This window comes from Bacillus stercoris (assembly GCF_029772985.1).
In the GTDB taxonomy this organism is placed as follows: Bacteria; Bacillota; Bacilli; order Bacillales; family Bacillaceae; genus Bacillus; species Bacillus stercoris.
On the sequence record NZ_CP121861.1, the window covers coordinates 284,684 to 300,429 of the forward strand.

At 47.5% G+C, this 15,746-nt stretch carries 14 protein-coding genes and 1 pseudogene; 9 read left to right on the forward strand and 6 right to left on the reverse strand.

All coding sequences use genetic code 11. The features are described 5' to 3' along the window. Positions 1-2 precede the first annotated feature (2 nt). From QA442_RS01530 to QA442_RS01550, 5 genes are all read left to right on the forward strand, one after another. Positions 3-830, forward strand: a complete 828-nt coding sequence (locus tag QA442_RS01530) for a DUF1206 domain-containing protein (RefSeq protein WP_095431044.1) — start codon at positions 3-5, stop codon at positions 828-830. A 134-nt stretch (positions 831-964) separates the two neighbouring features. After that, positions 965-1,906: a DNA-binding transcriptional repressor DeoR gene (deoR, locus tag QA442_RS01535; protein WP_095431045.1), complete on the forward strand. Its 942-nt coding sequence runs from the start codon at positions 965-967 to the stop codon at positions 1,904-1,906. Positions 1,907-2,011: 105 nt separating this feature from the next. Further along, positions 2,012-2,683 carry a deoxyribose-phosphate aldolase gene (gene deoC / locus QA442_RS01540; RefSeq protein WP_095431046.1) on the forward strand — a complete coding sequence of 224 codons (672 nt, stop codon included), beginning with the start codon at positions 2,012-2,014 and terminating at the stop codon, positions 2,681-2,683. Between the two features lie 81 nt (positions 2,684-2,764). Then, on the forward strand, positions 2,765-3,946 hold the full coding sequence (nupC, locus tag QA442_RS01545) for a nucleoside permease NupC (RefSeq protein WP_003244143.1): 1,182 nt from the start codon (positions 2,765-2,767) through the stop codon (positions 3,944-3,946). Positions 3,947-3,975: 29 nt separating this feature from the next. Next, a complete protein-coding gene (locus QA442_RS01550) occupies positions 3,976-5,277 on the forward strand; it encodes a pyrimidine-nucleoside phosphorylase (protein WP_014665986.1) in 1,302 nt (433 codons plus the stop codon). Between the two features lie 44 nt (positions 5,278-5,321). Here the strand turns inward: QA442_RS01550 and QA442_RS01555 are convergent, their stop codons facing one another. From QA442_RS01555 to hutP, 6 genes are all read right to left on the reverse strand, one after another. Further along, a complete protein-coding gene (locus tag QA442_RS01555; protein ID WP_071581948.1) occupies positions 5,322-6,749 on the reverse strand; it encodes an amino acid permease in 1,428 nt (475 codons plus the stop codon). 75 nt (positions 6,750-6,824) lie between these two features. Further along, the gene (gene hutG, locus QA442_RS01560) at positions 6,825-7,784 is read right to left on the reverse strand and encodes a formimidoylglutamase (RefSeq protein WP_048655066.1); all 960 of its coding nucleotides are present in this window, start codon (positions 7,782-7,784) and stop codon (positions 6,825-6,827) included. Further along, complete coding sequence (hutI, locus tag QA442_RS01565; protein WP_095431047.1) at positions 7,777-9,042, reverse strand: imidazolonepropionase; 1,266 nt, start codon at positions 9,040-9,042, stop codon at positions 7,777-7,779. The genes hutG and hutI overlap by 8 nt, the downstream gene beginning before the upstream one ends. A 12-nt stretch (positions 9,043-9,054) precedes the next feature. After that, positions 9,055-10,713 carry a urocanate hydratase gene (gene hutU / locus QA442_RS01570; protein WP_095431048.1) on the reverse strand — a complete coding sequence of 553 codons (1,659 nt, stop codon included), beginning with the start codon at positions 10,711-10,713 and terminating at the stop codon, positions 9,055-9,057. Next, positions 10,710-12,236 carry a histidine ammonia-lyase gene (gene hutH / locus QA442_RS01575; protein WP_095431049.1) on the reverse strand — a complete coding sequence of 509 codons (1,527 nt, stop codon included), beginning with the start codon at positions 12,234-12,236 and terminating at the stop codon, positions 10,710-10,712. Before hutH ends, hutU begins: the two co-directional genes overlap by 4 nt. Positions 12,237-12,348: 112 nt before the next feature. Beyond that, a complete protein-coding gene (hutP, locus tag QA442_RS01580; RefSeq protein ID WP_141237703.1) occupies positions 12,349-12,795 on the reverse strand; it encodes a histidine utilization transcription antiterminator HutP in 447 nt (148 codons plus the stop codon). A 287-nt stretch (positions 12,796-13,082) separates the two neighbouring features. Between hutP and QA442_RS01585 the strand changes: the two are divergent. From QA442_RS01585 to QA442_RS01600, 4 genes and pseudogenes are all read left to right on the forward strand, one after another. Next, positions 13,083-13,272: pseudogene (locus tag QA442_RS01585) on the forward strand (hypothetical protein). A gap of 97 nt (positions 13,273-13,369) precedes the next feature. Further along, complete coding sequence (gene abnB / locus QA442_RS01590; protein WP_095431051.1) at positions 13,370-14,779, forward strand: arabinan endo-1,5-alpha-L-arabinosidase AbnB; 1,410 nt, start codon at positions 13,370-13,372, stop codon at positions 14,777-14,779. A gap of 306 nt (positions 14,780-15,085) precedes the next feature. Beyond that, complete coding sequence (locus tag QA442_RS01595) at positions 15,086-15,451, forward strand: YwqH-like family protein (protein WP_014478447.1); 366 nt, start codon at positions 15,086-15,088, stop codon at positions 15,449-15,451. Positions 15,452-15,462: 11 nt separating this feature from the next. Beyond that, positions 15,463-15,732 carry a YwqI/YxiC family protein gene (locus QA442_RS01600; protein WP_014481382.1) on the forward strand — a complete coding sequence of 90 codons (270 nt, stop codon included), beginning with the start codon at positions 15,463-15,465 and terminating at the stop codon, positions 15,730-15,732. Positions 15,733-15,746 lie beyond the last annotated feature (14 nt).

Sequence of the window (15,746 nt, forward strand, 5' to 3'; positions counted from 1 at the left end):
ACATGGCGGGGAAAGACCAGTACGTGTCAAAAATAAAACAGGAAACCAAGCCTTGGATCAAACGATTCGGTAGGCTTGGTTATTTTGCATTCGGCGGCGTTTTTATTCTGCTTGGGATTTTGGCATTTATGACGGCTGCCGGGGCAGGCCGCGCGAAAGACTCGAGGGGAGCGCTCCAAACGCTATCACACATGCCGTATGGATCGTTATTGCTTTTTTTAATAGGTGTCGGCCTTATCGGCTATGTGATCTGGATGGTGTTAAGCGCGATCAAGGACACGGAGGGCCACGGAAACAGCAGGCGCGGCCTGTCACGGAGAATAGGAAACTTTTTCAGTGCCGCCGTTTACGCATCCATCGCTTGGAATGCCTTGCGATTTGTGTTTGGCCAAGGGAAAGGCGGCACTTCAGAACAGACGTGGTCAGCTTACATATTGGCGCAGCCGTTCGGCCAATGGCTTACAGGGCTTACGGGTGCGGGTTTTATCGTATTTGCGATTGTTCAATTTATGAAAGGCGTTCGGGCTGCTTTTATGAAAGAATTCGATACGTCAAAAATGAACAAACAGATGATATGCATTACGAAAAACACCGGACGCGCAGGCAATATCGCCCGGGCCATTATTTTCTCGGCTATCGGCTATTTTCTCATCAAGACAGCCATGACCGCTGATCCCGACGACACAAGAGGCTTTGACGGCGCGCTCGCCGAACTCGCGCAGCAGCCGCATGGCAAATTGATTCTATCTATATTAGCGTTAGGCCTGATCTTATATGGAATGTATGCCATTATGAAAGGCATTTATCAGCATATGTCATGGGAGAGGTGAGCTCTGGGCGGGTCCGCGCCAAGAGCGTTTTTCAGTTTCTCAGAAATCAGGTGGATGAAAGCTGGCGCCAGCCTGTATAATAAAAGCAAATCAAAAGCAGTTTTCATCAGGACTGATCCACAAGGAGGTGCGGAATGGATCGGGAAAAACAACAATTAAGCATAGAAGCGGCAAGGCTTTACTATCAGTCTGACTACAGTCAGCAGCAAATTGCTGAGCAGCTCAACATTTCAAGGCCAACCGTTTCCCGGCTGCTGCAATATGCAAAGAAAAAAGGGTATGTCCAGATTCGCGTCATGGACCCTTTTGAGGATTTGGATGCGCTCGGTTCCATGCTTGAAGAGAAATATGGTCTCCTCGAGGCTCATGTTGTGTTTTCCCCGACACCCGATTATGCAGGAATTACACATGACCTAAGCCGCTATGGTGCAGAATATATGCATGAAACGGTAAAAGACGGCGACATTGTCGGCGTCAGCTGGGGAACCACCATGTATCAAATCGCGCAAAACATGCAGCCGAAGCAGGTAAAAGGCGTCGAGGTCGTCCAGCTGAAAGGCGGTATCAGCCATTCGCGGGTGAACACGTATTCCGCTGAAACAATTCAGCTGTTTGCGGAGGCTTTTCAAACGATGCCGCGCTATCTCCCGCTTCCCGTCGTGTTTGATAATGCGGATGTGAAGCGAATGGTAGAGAAAGACCGTCATATTGAGCGGATCATTGAAATGGGCAAGCAGGCGAATATCGCTCTCTTCACGGTTGGCACTGTCCGTGACGAAGCGCTGTTGTTTCGGCTCGGATATTTTAACGAAGAAGAGAAAGCCCTGCTGAAAAAACAGGCCGTCGGGGATATTTGTTCACGCTTTTTTGATGCGAAAGGGAATATTTGCAGCAGTGCCATCAATGACCGGACCATCGGTGTTGAGCTTGAAGACCTCAGACTGAAGGAACGCTCGATTTTAGTGGCCGGCGGAAGCAGAAAAGTATCTTCCATTCACGGAGCATTAATTGGAAAATATGCCAATGTTTTAATCATTGACCAGCATACCGCAAGGGCGCTTGTTAATGATTTGTGACACGTTCAAACCGTTCGCTGAACAAAATTTCAATTACCAATTTACATATGTTCAAAAGTCGGTTATGCTAAAAAATATCTTAACAAAAAAGGAAGTGTGCGAAGGATGTCATTAGCTAACATAATTGATCATACAGCTTTGAAACCGCATACACAAAAAGCGGAAATTCTAAAACTTATTGAAGAAGCGAAAACATACAAGTTTGCTTCAGTATGTGTCAATCCGACATGGGTGGCGCTTGCTGCGAAAGAGCTCAAGGGAACTGGAGTCGACGTTTGTACGGTCATCGGCTTCCCGCTCGGTGCCAATACAACTGAAACAAAAGCGTTCGAAACAAAAGACGCGATTTCAAAAGGCGCCACTGAAGTGGACATGGTCATTAACATTGCCGCTTTGAAAGACAAGGAAGACGATGTGGTGAAAGCGGATATCCGCGGAGTGGTGGAAGCTGCAGCCGGAAAAGCGCTTGTCAAAGTCATTATCGAAACATGCCTTCTGACCGATGAAGAAAAAGAACGTGCGTGCCGTTTAGCGGTTTCTGCGGGAGCGGACTTCGTGAAAACATCAACAGGCTTCTCTACAGGCGGCGCAACGAAGGAAGATATCGCCTTAATGCGCAAAACAGTAGGCCCTGATATCGGCGTGAAAGCATCTGGCGGAATCAGAACGAAAGAAGATGTAGACACAATGGTTGAGGCTGGAGCAAGCCGAATCGGCGCCAGCGCAGGCGTTTCCATCGTAAAAGGAGAAAACGCATCAAGCGGGGACAACTATTAAAAAGCTGACGGAAGGCAGACTGCTTTCCGTTTTCTAAGGAAACAGTGATTGTAAGCGAATACAAATAAAGGAGAAACACATATGAAGTATTTGATTGGGATTATCGGTTTAATCGTGTTTTTAGGCCTCGCGTGGATCGCGAGCAGCGGCAAAAAAAGAATTAAGATCCGCCCAATTGTTGTTATGCTCATCTTGCAATTTATCCTTGGCTACATTCTCCTCAATACCGGGATAGGGAATTTCCTCGTAGGAGGATTTGCAAAAGGATTCGGTTACCTGCTTGAATACGCGGCAGAGGGAATCAACTTTGTGTTTGGCGGCTTGGTGAATGCGGACCAAACGACATTCTTTATGAATGTTCTCTTGCCGATCGTGTTTATTTCCGCTCTGATCGGGATTCTGCAAAAGTGGAAAGTCCTCCCGTTTATTATTAGATATATCGGCCTTGCCCTCAGCAAGGTAAACGGTATGGGAAGATTGGAATCGTATAACGCAGTGGCTTCTGCGATTTTAGGGCAGTCGGAAGTATTTATCTCCTTGAAGAAAGAACTCGGTCTTTTAAATCAGCAGCGCTTGTACACGCTTTGCGCATCTGCGATGTCCACTGTATCAATGTCGATTGTCGGCGCGTATATGACAATGCTGAAACCGGAATATGTTGTAACAGCGCTTGTTTTGAACTTATTCGGCGGTTTCATTATCGCTTCTATTATCAATCCGTACGAGGTTGCAAAAGAAGAGGATATGCTTCGTGTTGAGGAAGAAGAAAAACAATCCTTCTTCGAAGTGCTCGGAGAATACATCCTTGACGGTTTCAAAGTAGCGGTTGTCGTCGCTGCGATGCTGATTGGATTTGTCGCGATTATCGCCTTGATCAATGGCATTTTTAATGCAGTATTCGGTATTTCGTTCCAAGGCATTCTTGGATATGTGTTTGCTCCATTCGCTTTTCTTGTGGGTATCCCATGGAATGAAGCTGTTAATGCGGGAAGCATTATGGCAACAAAAATGGTGTCGAATGAATTTGTCGCCATGACGTCGCTTACGCAAAATGGTTTCCATTTCAGTGGCCGTACAACAGCAATCGTATCGGTATTCCTTGTGTCATTTGCGAACTTCTCCTCAATCGGAATCATTGCCGGTGCCGTAAAAGGACTGAATGAAAAGCAAGGAAATGTCGTCGCTCGTTTCGGCTTGAAATTATTATACGGTGCTACGCTTGTCAGCTTTTTATCAGCAGCAATTGTGGGCTTGATTTACTGAACTTAATCGAAAAGGATCGGTGACCAAACATGAGAATGGTAGATATCATCATCAAAAAACAAAACGGAAAAGAACTCACCACTGAAGAAATTCAATTTTTCGTGAACGGCTATACGGACGGAAGCATTCCTGATTATCAGGCAAGCGCGCTTGCTATGGCGATTTTCTTCCAGGATATGAGTGACCGTGAACGCGCGGACTTGACGATGGCTATGGTGAACTCCGGTGAAACGATTGATCTTTCTGCCATTGAAGGAATTAAAGTGGATAAACACTCCACCGGCGGCGTCGGCGACACGACAACGCTCGTTCTCGCCCCGCTAGTTGCGGCTCTTGATGTGCCGGTTGCCAAAATGTCCGGCCGTGGCCTCGGTCATACGGGCGGGACGATTGATAAATTAGAGGCAATCGCCGGCTTCCACGTGGAACTGACGAAGGATGAATTTATTAAACTTGTGAACCGCGACAAGGTTGCGGTCATCGGCCAAAGCGGCAATTTAACGCCGGCTGATAAAAAACTGTACGCGCTTCGTGACGTAACGGGAACAGTCAATTCCATTCCGCTCATTGCAAGTTCGATTATGAGTAAAAAAATCGCTGCCGGGGCGGACGCCATCGTGCTTGACGTAAAAACGGGAGCGGGCGCCTTCATGAAAACAGAAGAAGACGCAGCTGAACTTGCCAAAGCAATGGTACGCATCGGAAATAACGTCGGCCGCCAAACAATGGCTGTTATTTCAGACATGTCCCAGCCGCTTGGCTTTGCGATCGGAAACGCGCTTGAAGTCAAAGAAGCGATCGACACGCTCAAAGGCGAGGGGCCTGAGGATCTTCATGAGCTTGTCTTAACGCTCGGCAGCCAGATGGTTGTGCTTGCGAAAAAAGCCGACACATTGGACGAAGCGAGAGCGAAGCTGGAAGAAGTCATGAAAAACGGCAAAGCGCTTGAGAAATTCAAGGATTTCCTGAAAAACCAAGGCGGCGACAGCTCAATTGTTGACGATCCGTCTAAGCTTCCGCAAGCGGCATATCAAATTGATGTGCCTGCGAAAGAAGCGGGTGTCGTCTCCGAAATCGTCGCTGACGAAATTGGCGTCGCAGCAATGCTGCTGGGTGCCGGACGCGCCACAAAAGAAGACGAAATTGATTTAGCCGTCGGCATCATGCTCCGCAAAAAGGTCGGCGACAAAGTAGAAAAAGGCGAACCGCTCGTGACGCTTTACGCCAACCGCGAAAACGTCGATGAAGTCATCGCAAAAGTCTATGACAACATCCGCCTCGCCGCGGAAGCGAAGGCGCCGAAGCTGATCCATACGTTGATTACAGAGTAAAAAATAAAGCACATCCCATGCTGAGCGGGGGTGTGCTTTTTTGATTATAGGATGTGATCAGCCGGATATTCCTCTTGGCTGATTTTTTTCGCTTTTGAAACATTTCTTTTGAAATGGTAGATGAGATAGCAAAGGATGATACAAGGAATTCCGCAGAAAAGTGCGATTCTTTGATTGGGATCAAAAGCAAGACCGATACAAGAAGCAGAACATAATAAGAGAGCGGCTATAGGCATAAGAGGATAAAGCGGCGTGCGAAATGTCAGGTCTTTTACATTTCCCCCTTTTTTCAGAAACCTCTTTCGAAACAAGAGCTGGGACAAGGCAATGCTCATCCAGACCACGACTCCTGCAAATCCAGCAATTGCAACCATCACCACATAGACAGTTCCGGGGGCCACGATACTGGAAATGAGAGATAAACAAGATACAGCCATACTGATCATTAAGGCATTTAAAGGAATCCCTTTCGATGTGACTTTCTTAAAACGGGAGCTGATCATGTTTTCATTTGCTAACGACCACATCATACGGGTCGAAGCATATAAGCCTGAGTTGGCGACAGACAGCAAGGCTGTTAATATCACGAAATTCATAATGTCCGCGGCGTAAGGGATTCCGATCTCCGCAAATACGGCGACAAACGGGCTTTCAATCACGCCTGCGTCCTTCCACGAAATCAACCCGGATAAGACGAAGACAGCGCCAATGAAAAAAATCACGGTTCTCCATGCGACATTACGGATGGATCGCGGAATATCCTTTTGAGGATTTGCTGATTCTCCTGCTGTAACGCCGATTAACTCTGTACCGGAAAAGGCGAAGCTCACAGATATCATCGCGATAAAAACGGCGAGAAAGCCATTCGGAAACAGCCCGCCATGGTCTGTGAAATTCGACAGCATAGGAGCATCCGCCATCCCGTTTAAAGAGATCAGGCCAAACATGGCGGCTCCTCCTAAAATGATAAATAAAATAATGGTGACAATCTTTACGCTGGAAAACCAAAATTCAGTTTCCGCAAATAACTTAACTGAAAATGCGTTGCATACGAAAAGAAGAGCCGCAAAAATCGCACTCCACATCCACACACTGCTGTCCGGGAACCAGCGCTGCATGAGAATACCGGATGCGGTAAACTCAGAACCTACCGTCACCACCCAATTGATCCAGTACATAATGCCGACCATAAAACCGGTTGATGGGCCGATGAATGTTGTCGCATATTTTTGAAAAGAGCCGGTTACCGGCATGGCAACCGACAATTCGCCGAGACATTGCATGACGAGGTACATCATCAACCCGCCGATTACATAAGCGAGTATCGTACCGCCGGGTCCGGCTTGATGCAGCGTATAGCCTGTACTGAGAAAAAGTCCTGTACCTATGACGCCTCCCAATGAAATCATAAATAAGTGCCTGCTTTTCATTGTGCGTTTTAGCTGTTGGCCGCTGTTCTCCTGAAGATTCACTGTCTCGCCCTCCTTTTAGCTGCCATTCATTAGGCAGATGAGTTTCTTATACCCAAAATACAACCTGCCAGAAGATCACTTGAATGGGGAGAGTTTCATTCCTTTTAATGCATGTAACAGAACATGGGCTGCAGCTCTGCTTGTCATATCCCGGAAATCGAGGGTAGGATCAACTTCAACGATTTCAATCCCGGCAACATTGGGCTGTTGTGCGATGTACTTGACGGCTTCAAGCAATTCGTCTGTATAGAGGCCGCCCGGGCCAATCGCTGGACAGCCGGGTGCATGGGACTGGTCTAAGACATCCATGTCAACAGATATAAAAATGAAATCTGTTCTATCTTGAACAACAGGCAAAATCTCTTTTATCGTTGGGATTAGTCCTTTTTCCCGGATCATGTCCATCGTGTGAATGTTCACGCTATGTTTTTTTGCATATGCTTCATAGGCCTGGCTGTTGCTGAATTCTCTGATACCCAGCTGGATCAAATGTTGGCCTTCAATAATCTCTTCATCCAAAAGGCGGCGGAAGGGTGTGCCGTTTGTCGGCCCCCCGTCCTCCGTATTGCGAACATCGTGATGGGCATCAAATTGAATCACCGCTGTCGTTCCTTTTGTTTGTGCTATCGCTTTTATGGTGGAGTAGCTGATAGAGTTATCTCCCCCGAGTATGAGCGGCACCCAATCCGGATGATCCGAAAGCAGAGCGTGCATGGTTTGGAAAATGTGATGATGTGACTTTACGATATCAGTGACATGAATATCGATATCCCCCAGATCATATAGAAGCTCTGATACGACGTGCTCTCCAAGCTCAGCAGAATAGGCTGATGAATGTTTCAGAGCCTGGCGTATTGTTCCGGGTGCAAAGGAAGCGCCTGAATGACTGATGGAGGATTTTGATAGGGGGACACCTATCAACGCCGGTCCCTTAATGTCCTGACCGTCCCATGTTGCGATCAGGTCGCTCATTTTTGTGACATCCCGGTCTTTAAACGAAGATCCGGCTTCTCTAAGAAAAGGGTACTTATCCAAGAATGGCTCCCTCCCTGTTGACAACAATTGTTCCGTTTTTCATGACTTGATGTACATGGTTGACTCCGTAGTGATACGGAATATACATATAGTTCGAGGCTTGCCAAATGACAAGATCAGCTGAGCGGCCAGCTTTGAGCTGACCGGCTTCTTCTCCTTTTCCTATGGCATATGCGGCATTGACTGTGACCGCGTGCCATATTTCTTCTGCTGTCATCTTCAAATGAAGGGCGGCAATCGACATGATCAGCTGGATATTTTCAGTCGGCGAGCTGCCAGGGTTAAAATCCGTTGCCAAGCTGATACATACCCCTTTATCGATCATAGCTCTTGCCCTGGCGTATGTGCTTTTGCCAAGATAAAATGTTGTTCCCGGCAAGAGGACGGCAATCGTTCCTGCCTCGGCCATTTTCGATATGCCTTCGTCCGAAGCACCTACCAAATGGTCGGCTGATACAGCCTTTAACTCACCTGCTAACTCGGCTCCTCCAAGCGGATCGATTTCATCTGCGTGTATTTTTAATCCGAAGCCTGTCTCAGCTGCTTGTTGTAAATAACGGCGGGATTGGCTGACTGTAAAAACGCCTGTTTCTGTAAAAATATCAGCAAAGCTGGCGAGCTCTTGTTCTTTGATTTCCGGCAAAAGGGAAAGCATTTGATCCAGAAATTGATCTGGATCGTTTTGATATTCGGGAGGAATCGCATGGGCTCCCATAAATGTGGAAACAAGATCAACAGGCTGGCTTTCATGCAGTTTTTTTGCGACACGCAATTGTTTCAGCTCTGTATCTTTTTCCAAGCCGTAGCCGCTTTTCACTTCTGCCGTGGTCGTGCCGTAGGACAGCATTCTTTGCAGATGAAAATGGGCTTTTTGCAGCAGCTCTTCTTCTGAAGCCGCCCTGGTGTCCTTGACTGTAGATAGAATCCCGCCGCCCTGCGCCAGAATATCCAAATATGAAATGCCCTGAAGCTTAAGGTTCATCTCCTTTTCACGAGATCCGCCAAATACAAGATGGGTGTGCGGATCAACGAGGCCAGGCGTTACAAGGCGTCCCGAACAGTCAATGATTTCGTCTGCGTCGTAACCGGCTTCAGCCCCTTTTTGTCCGGCGAACACAATTTTCTGTTCATGGATGCCGACAACAGCGTCTTCGATTACATGAAGATCCTGCATGCTTTTGCCTGCACGCGGACCGCTGCTTTCCATCGTCAAAAGCTGACCGATGTTGGTGAGAATCGTATCAATTTGCTTTGGCATATCATCACTCCTTTATTTTTGCATCGGCACGATAATGTCCTGTTCCTTCGCTACTTCAACGGCACGTTCATAACCGGCATCAGCGTGGCGGATAATGCCCATTCCCGGGTCGCTCGTTAAGACACGGGCGAGCCGCTCGTCAGCCAGCTCACTTCCATCGGCAACGGCAACCATACCGGCATGCAGGGAATAGCCCATCCCGACGCCGCCGCCATGGTGGAAGGAAACCCAGCTTGCACCCGCTGCCGTGTTGACAAGCGCATTGAGCACAGCCCAATCGCCGACAGCGTCACTTCCGTCCTTCATCGCTTCTGTCTCCCGATTTGGAGAGGCGACAGACCCGCAGTCCAAATGATCTCTCCCAATAACGACAGGCGCTTTTAGCTCCCCGTTTCTAACCAGCTCGTTAATGGCGAGGCCCATCTTTTTTCGTTCTCCATATCCAAGCCAGCAAATACGGGACGGCAAACCCTGGAACGTGACTTTTTCCTGTGCCATATCAATCCAGCGGTGAAGGGCTTTATTTGTCGGGAACAGTTCTTTTAATAACGCATCCGTACGGTAAATATCTGCCGGATCACCGGAAAGCGCCGCCCAGCGGAACGGTCCTTTCCCTTCACAGAATAAGGGGCGGATGTAGGCAGGGACAAACCCCGGAAAATCGAAGGCATTCTCCAGCCCTTCATCCTTTGCGACTTGTCGGATATTGTTGCCGTAGTCAAATACAATAGAGCCCTTTTGTTGAAAGGCCAGCATGGCTTCGACATGTTTTTTCATGCTTTGCTTCGCAAGGCGCACGTAAAGATCTGGGTTGTCTTGACGCAAACGGTCAGCTTCAGCAAGTGAATAGCCCTCGGGAACATAACCGATTAAAGGGTCATGGGCAGATGTCTGATCGGTCACAATATCAATTTTGACACCGCGGTTCAAAAGTGTGTGATGCACCTCAGCCGCATTTCCGAGAAGCGCAATGGACAAAGGTTTTCCTGCCAATTTTGCCTCTTCAGCCCAAGCTAAGGCTTCCTCAATCGATGCTGTTTTTCGATCGCAGTATTTTGTTTCGATCCGCTTGTCGATGCGTTTCTCATCAACCTCGACGGCGATGACGACGCCTTCATTCATCGTGACAGACAGCGGCTGGGCGCCTCCCATTCCGCCGAGACCCGCTGTCAGCGTCAATGTTCCTTTTAAGCTGCCTCCGAAGTGCTGTCGCGCGAGCTCAGCAAAGGTTTCATAGGTTCCTTGCAATATGCCTTGTGAACCAATGTAAATCCAGCTTCCTGCCGTCATCTGTCCGTACATCATTAACCCTTTTTTCTCAAGCTCGTGGAAATGCTCCCAGTCTGCCCACTTCGGAACAAGAACGGAATTTGCTAAGAGCACACGCGGGGCCTGCGGGTGTGTACGGAACATGCCAACAGGCTTTCCGGACTGCACGAGCAAGGTTTCATCATTTTTTAGTGTTTTTAAGGAATGCTCAATGGAGTGAAAAGCGTCCCAATCCCGTGCGGCTTTGCCAATGCCGCCATATACGATGAGATCCTCCGGCTTCTCGGCGACTTCCGGATCAAGGTTGTTCCGAAGCATCCGAAGCACCGCCTCTTGCTCCCACCCTAAGCATTCAAGCTCTGTTCCTCTGTTGGCACGGATTGATTTTTTTACATCAGTCATATGTTCATCCCCCTTAGTTCTTCATTCTGATGATCAGGTAATAAAGATTCTTTCTTCAGCCAGTCAGTCAAGCGTTCAATGTCATAGGAAAAAACACGGTCCTGCTGAATGGACGGCACGACTTTTCTTATTTCCTGAAAAAGCTGTTTCGTATAGGACGCTGCATGTTCTATGCCTCTGTATTCAACCGCCTGCAATGCGCAAATCGCTTCAATCGCAATGACTCTCCTTGTATTTGCGATCACCTGATAAGCATGACGAGCGGCGATGGTTCCCATGCTGACATGGTCTTCTTGGTTTGCGGATGACGGAATAGAATCCACACTTGCAGGATGGGCCAGTGTTTTATTTTCAGAAACGAGTGAGGCCGCGGCATACTGCATGATCATTGCCCCGGATTGCAGTCCGGGATGAGGGCTTAGGAACGGCGGCAGGTCATTCAGCTGCGGATTCACAAGTCGTTCGATCCGGCGCTCTGCGATATTCGCAAGCTCTGAAATTGCGATTTTCAGAAAATCCATGGCAAAGGCGATCGGCTGTCCGTGAAAGTTTCCGCCGGAAATCACTTTGTCACCATCATTGAAAATAAGAGGATTGTCTGTAGCGGCGTTCATTTCAATCTCTAATTTTTCTTTAACATAGCCTAGCGTCTGCCAAGTTGCACCGTGTACCTGCGGGATACAGCGCAATGAATAGGCATCCTGCACCCGCAGTTCTCCCTGGGAGGTTATCAGGCCGCTGTCAGATAGATAGAAGCGAATTCGTTCTGCGACATCGATCTGCTCCTGATAGCCGCGGGCTAAGTGAATATCCTCGTCAAATGCATCGATAATTCCCCGCAAGCCTTCAATCGTTAAGCTGGCAATTCGCTCTGTTTGATAGGCTAGTTTCTCAGCTTCAATGTAGGCGACCACTCCCATTGCAGTCATGGCCTGAGTCCCGTTAATCAAGGCAAGTCCTTCCTTGGATGTCAGCGTTACCGGCTGAATACCGGCTTTTTTCAAGCCTGTCATTGCCGGCATTCTTTCCCCCTCAAAAAAGACTTCTCCTTGCCCGATCAGCGCAAGCGCCAGGTGGGAAAGCGGCGCCAAATCTCCGCTTGCGCCAAGTGATCCTTGCTGGGGAATGACAGGATGGACGCGTTTATTTAAAAAAGCAAGCAACTGTTCGATCAGCTCAGCGCGTACACCGGAAAAGCCTTTTAACAGCGCATTGGCGCGCAAAAGCAACATTGCCCTGGACACACACTCAGGAAAAGGGTCGCCGACACCGCAGGCATGAGAGAGGATTAAATTCAGCTGCAGCGCCGCCGAGTCTTCTTTCTGAATCAGGACATCGCTGAATTTGCCAAATCCGGTGTTGATGCCGTAGATTGTCTTTTCGTCGCGTACAATCCGTTCCACTGCCGCTCTGCTTTTTTTCACGCGCTCCATACTTTCCTCGGAAGCCGCTGCCTCCTCAAAATCAAACAGCACACGAGCGACGTCGGCTGTTGTCAATGAAGAACCGTCTAAAGTCACCATAAGTCCAACTCCTTTGTCTTTACTTTGGTAAAGCGCCCATACAAAAAGGAGCTATGCTGTGAACATCTGTTTTCACGCATAGCCCCCTATCGTCTATGATCTATGGGCTGTTTCATATGTGATTAATTCCAACACCGAATGTCTCGTGCTCAAGACCTTTAATCGGCGCCCCGATTGTTCCGTAAAGCGAGACAGCAATCCAATCGCCTTCCGCTTCACTTTCATAAGGATTTCCCCTCAAAACAGCAAACCTCAAGCCCACCGTCCGAAGCAGTGATCCAAGCAGCATTTCACCTCTGGTCACGCCGTGCAAGGCCTCCATCGTCGCATGATAAAGCGCGTGTGACTCCCGATAACCCTCAGATTGAATGACACCGCTCTTTTTGGAAGCGGTTTCAATTGCGGCTACTACTTTATGCGCGTCCATTGATCCTACCTTGCCGAGACAGACCTTCCATCCATCTCGCTCCAGCTCCTCGACCTGTGTACTCTCTTCCACCTCATTCAGCAACAGAAGAACAGACAGCCGTCCGATCCGACGCTCTTTGTGCAGTGTCATATGAATCACTCAATTCCTAAAAATTCTGATAACTATTAACTGAGTATTATATTAATTGGTTCAGCAGCAGAAGTCAAAAGATTTTTTACAGTCTTTAACAAGTTAGATTGCTATTGTGATAGCGAGACGCAGACACGATATCCAGACAGGAGGCAAGTGCCGCTGTCTTACTCTCAATATGCATTTACTACGTCGTATTTTTCGCAAGGCATTTTCAAAAGAGCCAGCCAACTGCCTCAGGTGTTGACGGGCAATCAGCCATCATCTTAAAAAACGCCGACAACGAAATGGCTGTATCACAGTCGATGCAAAACCTGACAAAGCAGTTATTACATGTATGAGAATGAAAACAGAGTGATGAAAGAAGGAGAAACAGCAAAAGAGTTGAACTATGAAGGAGAGGATATGCAAGCAGCAGTTCTGCGCAAGACTGACAGACATCAGTCTGACTATGTAAGAGAAATCATATCTGTTTGAATATGAAAACATTCGGCTGTTTTTAATAGGCGGGGTATTTTCATAGAGAAATGTAAGCGCTTAAAAATTTAATAAAAAAGAGAGGCGAATTGTTTAGATGTTCAACCGATTGTTCCGTGTATGTTTTCTTGCAGCTCTTATCATGGCCTTCACCCTGCCAAACTCCGCTAATGCACAAAAACCCGTATTTAAAGAAGTCAGCGTTCATGATCCTTCCATCATTGAAACAAATGGCACCTTTTATGTTTTTGGATCTCATCTCGCTTCAGCAAAAACAAATGACCTCATGCAATGGCAGCAGCTGACCAACAGCGTAAGCAACGACAACCCACTTATCCCGAATGTCTATAAAGAATTAAAAGAAACCTTCGAATGGGCGCAATCCGATACTCTTTGGGCGGCTGACGTCACGCAGCTGGCGGACGGCAAATACTACATGTACTACAACGCCTGCCGCGGCGACTCGCCTAGGTCCGCCATGGGTGTTGCCGTCGCTGACAACATCGAAGGGCCATACAAAAACAAAGGCATCTTTTTGAAATCAGGAATGGAAGGCACAAGCAGCGATGGAACACCGTATGACGCAACCAAACATCCGAATGTCGTCGACCCGCATACCTTCTTTGATAAAGACGGAAAGCTGTGGATGGTGTACGGATCATACTCAGGCGGCATTTTCATACTTGAAATGAATCCAAAAACGGGCTTCCCGCTTCCTGGGCAGGGATACGGGAAAAAACTGCTCGGCGGCAACCACAGCAGAATCGAAGGCCCGTATGTTCTCTACAATCCAGACACCAAATACTACTACTTATACCTATCATATGGCGGTCTCGATGCAACAGGCGGCTACAACATCCGTGTGGCCCGCTCCAAGAAACCGGACGGCCCTTACTATGATGCAGAAGGCAATCCAATGCTCGACGTCCGCGGCAAGGAAGGCACATTCTTCGACGACCGTTCCATCGAACCATACGGCGTCAAACTCATGGGCAGTTACACTTTTGAAACAGAAAATGAAAAAGGCACCGGGTACGTCTCACCAGGCCACAACTCCGCATACTATGATGAAAAAACCGGGCGTTCCTATTTAATCTTCCACACCCGCTTCCCGGGCAGGGGTGAAGAACACGAAGTCAGAGTCCACCAATTGTTCATGAACAAAGACGGCTGGCCGGTAGCAGCGCCATATCGTTATGCGGGCGAAACACTGAAAGAAGTAAAACAAAAAGATATCACAGGAACATACAAACTCATCCAGCACGGAAAAGACATCTCAGCCGACATCAAAAAAACCATCAACATCCAGCTCAACAAAAACCACACCATTTCCGGGGAAATGACCGGAACATGGAAGAAAACCGGAAAAAACACAGCCGACATCACGTTAGAGGGGAAGAAGTATAACGGGGTATTTTTACGCCAGTGGGATTCGGTGAGAGAGAAGAACGTCATGACGTTTAGTGTGTTGAATGGCAGCGGTGAGGCTGTTTGGGGATCTAAATAAGATGGAGAAGCGCCTTCGAGGGAAGGCGTTTTTTTATGATTATTATTGACTAAAAGTAACAGTTAAGCACGAGGGGGAAATGTAAATGATAGTGAGATGAAAGACCTGAATGAAAAGTCCCTATTGTGATTATTCGCCCTCTTGTGAAATCGTAAAAACTGTTTTTTTAGCAAATTAGAACCACTATAACTCCCCTTAAGACAAACCTTTTTACCTATTTATCCAATATGACCCATCATGTAATATGAAAATAGTCTGTATTGTAAAGAATTGACACAGTTTGATAGAAACACGAGGTGTTGCGGCATGCATAGTGAAATGTTGTTACATTCGGTAAAAGCCGACTTACATGAAAAGCAGGAACAGATCCATCAATTAAAACGAGTGCTGCACGAAATTAGGCAAATCAAACACGATTTCTCTGAGGCCCAGCATCTCATTCACCGGCCTCATCTTAACCGGGAGGCATGGAGAGGAACACATGCTCAGCGGTTTGAAGATATTCGTGAAGGAATGAACAAAGCATATCAGCAAATCAAAAGTGATCAAGTCAGCGGAATCATCGAAAGCATAGAAGGAAAAATCCACTCATTAGAGGGCGATGTCTATTCCATAAGACGCCAAATTACGAGGATAGAGCATGAAATAGAGAAGGAAAAACATAAAAAGTGAGGTGAGCACAAATGGCACAGGAAATTAAAATGGTGTATGGCACAGTGAAGCAAGGGCTTTCTCAGCTCAAGAATTCAGCTGAACTCAAGTCCTCCTTGCCCGGCCATCTCTCAGGCAGAAACCATTTGAATGTTGTGAAGTCCATCGAGCAATTAAATGAGGACATCAAAGAGCTCACTGAAGCATATGCGTCCGTTCTGGCCAAGCATATTGCACAAACGGAAAGTGCAGTAAATGCCATGAAGGAAACGGATGAAAACATATCATCTTCCATGAAATAAAGCGCGGGAGGACA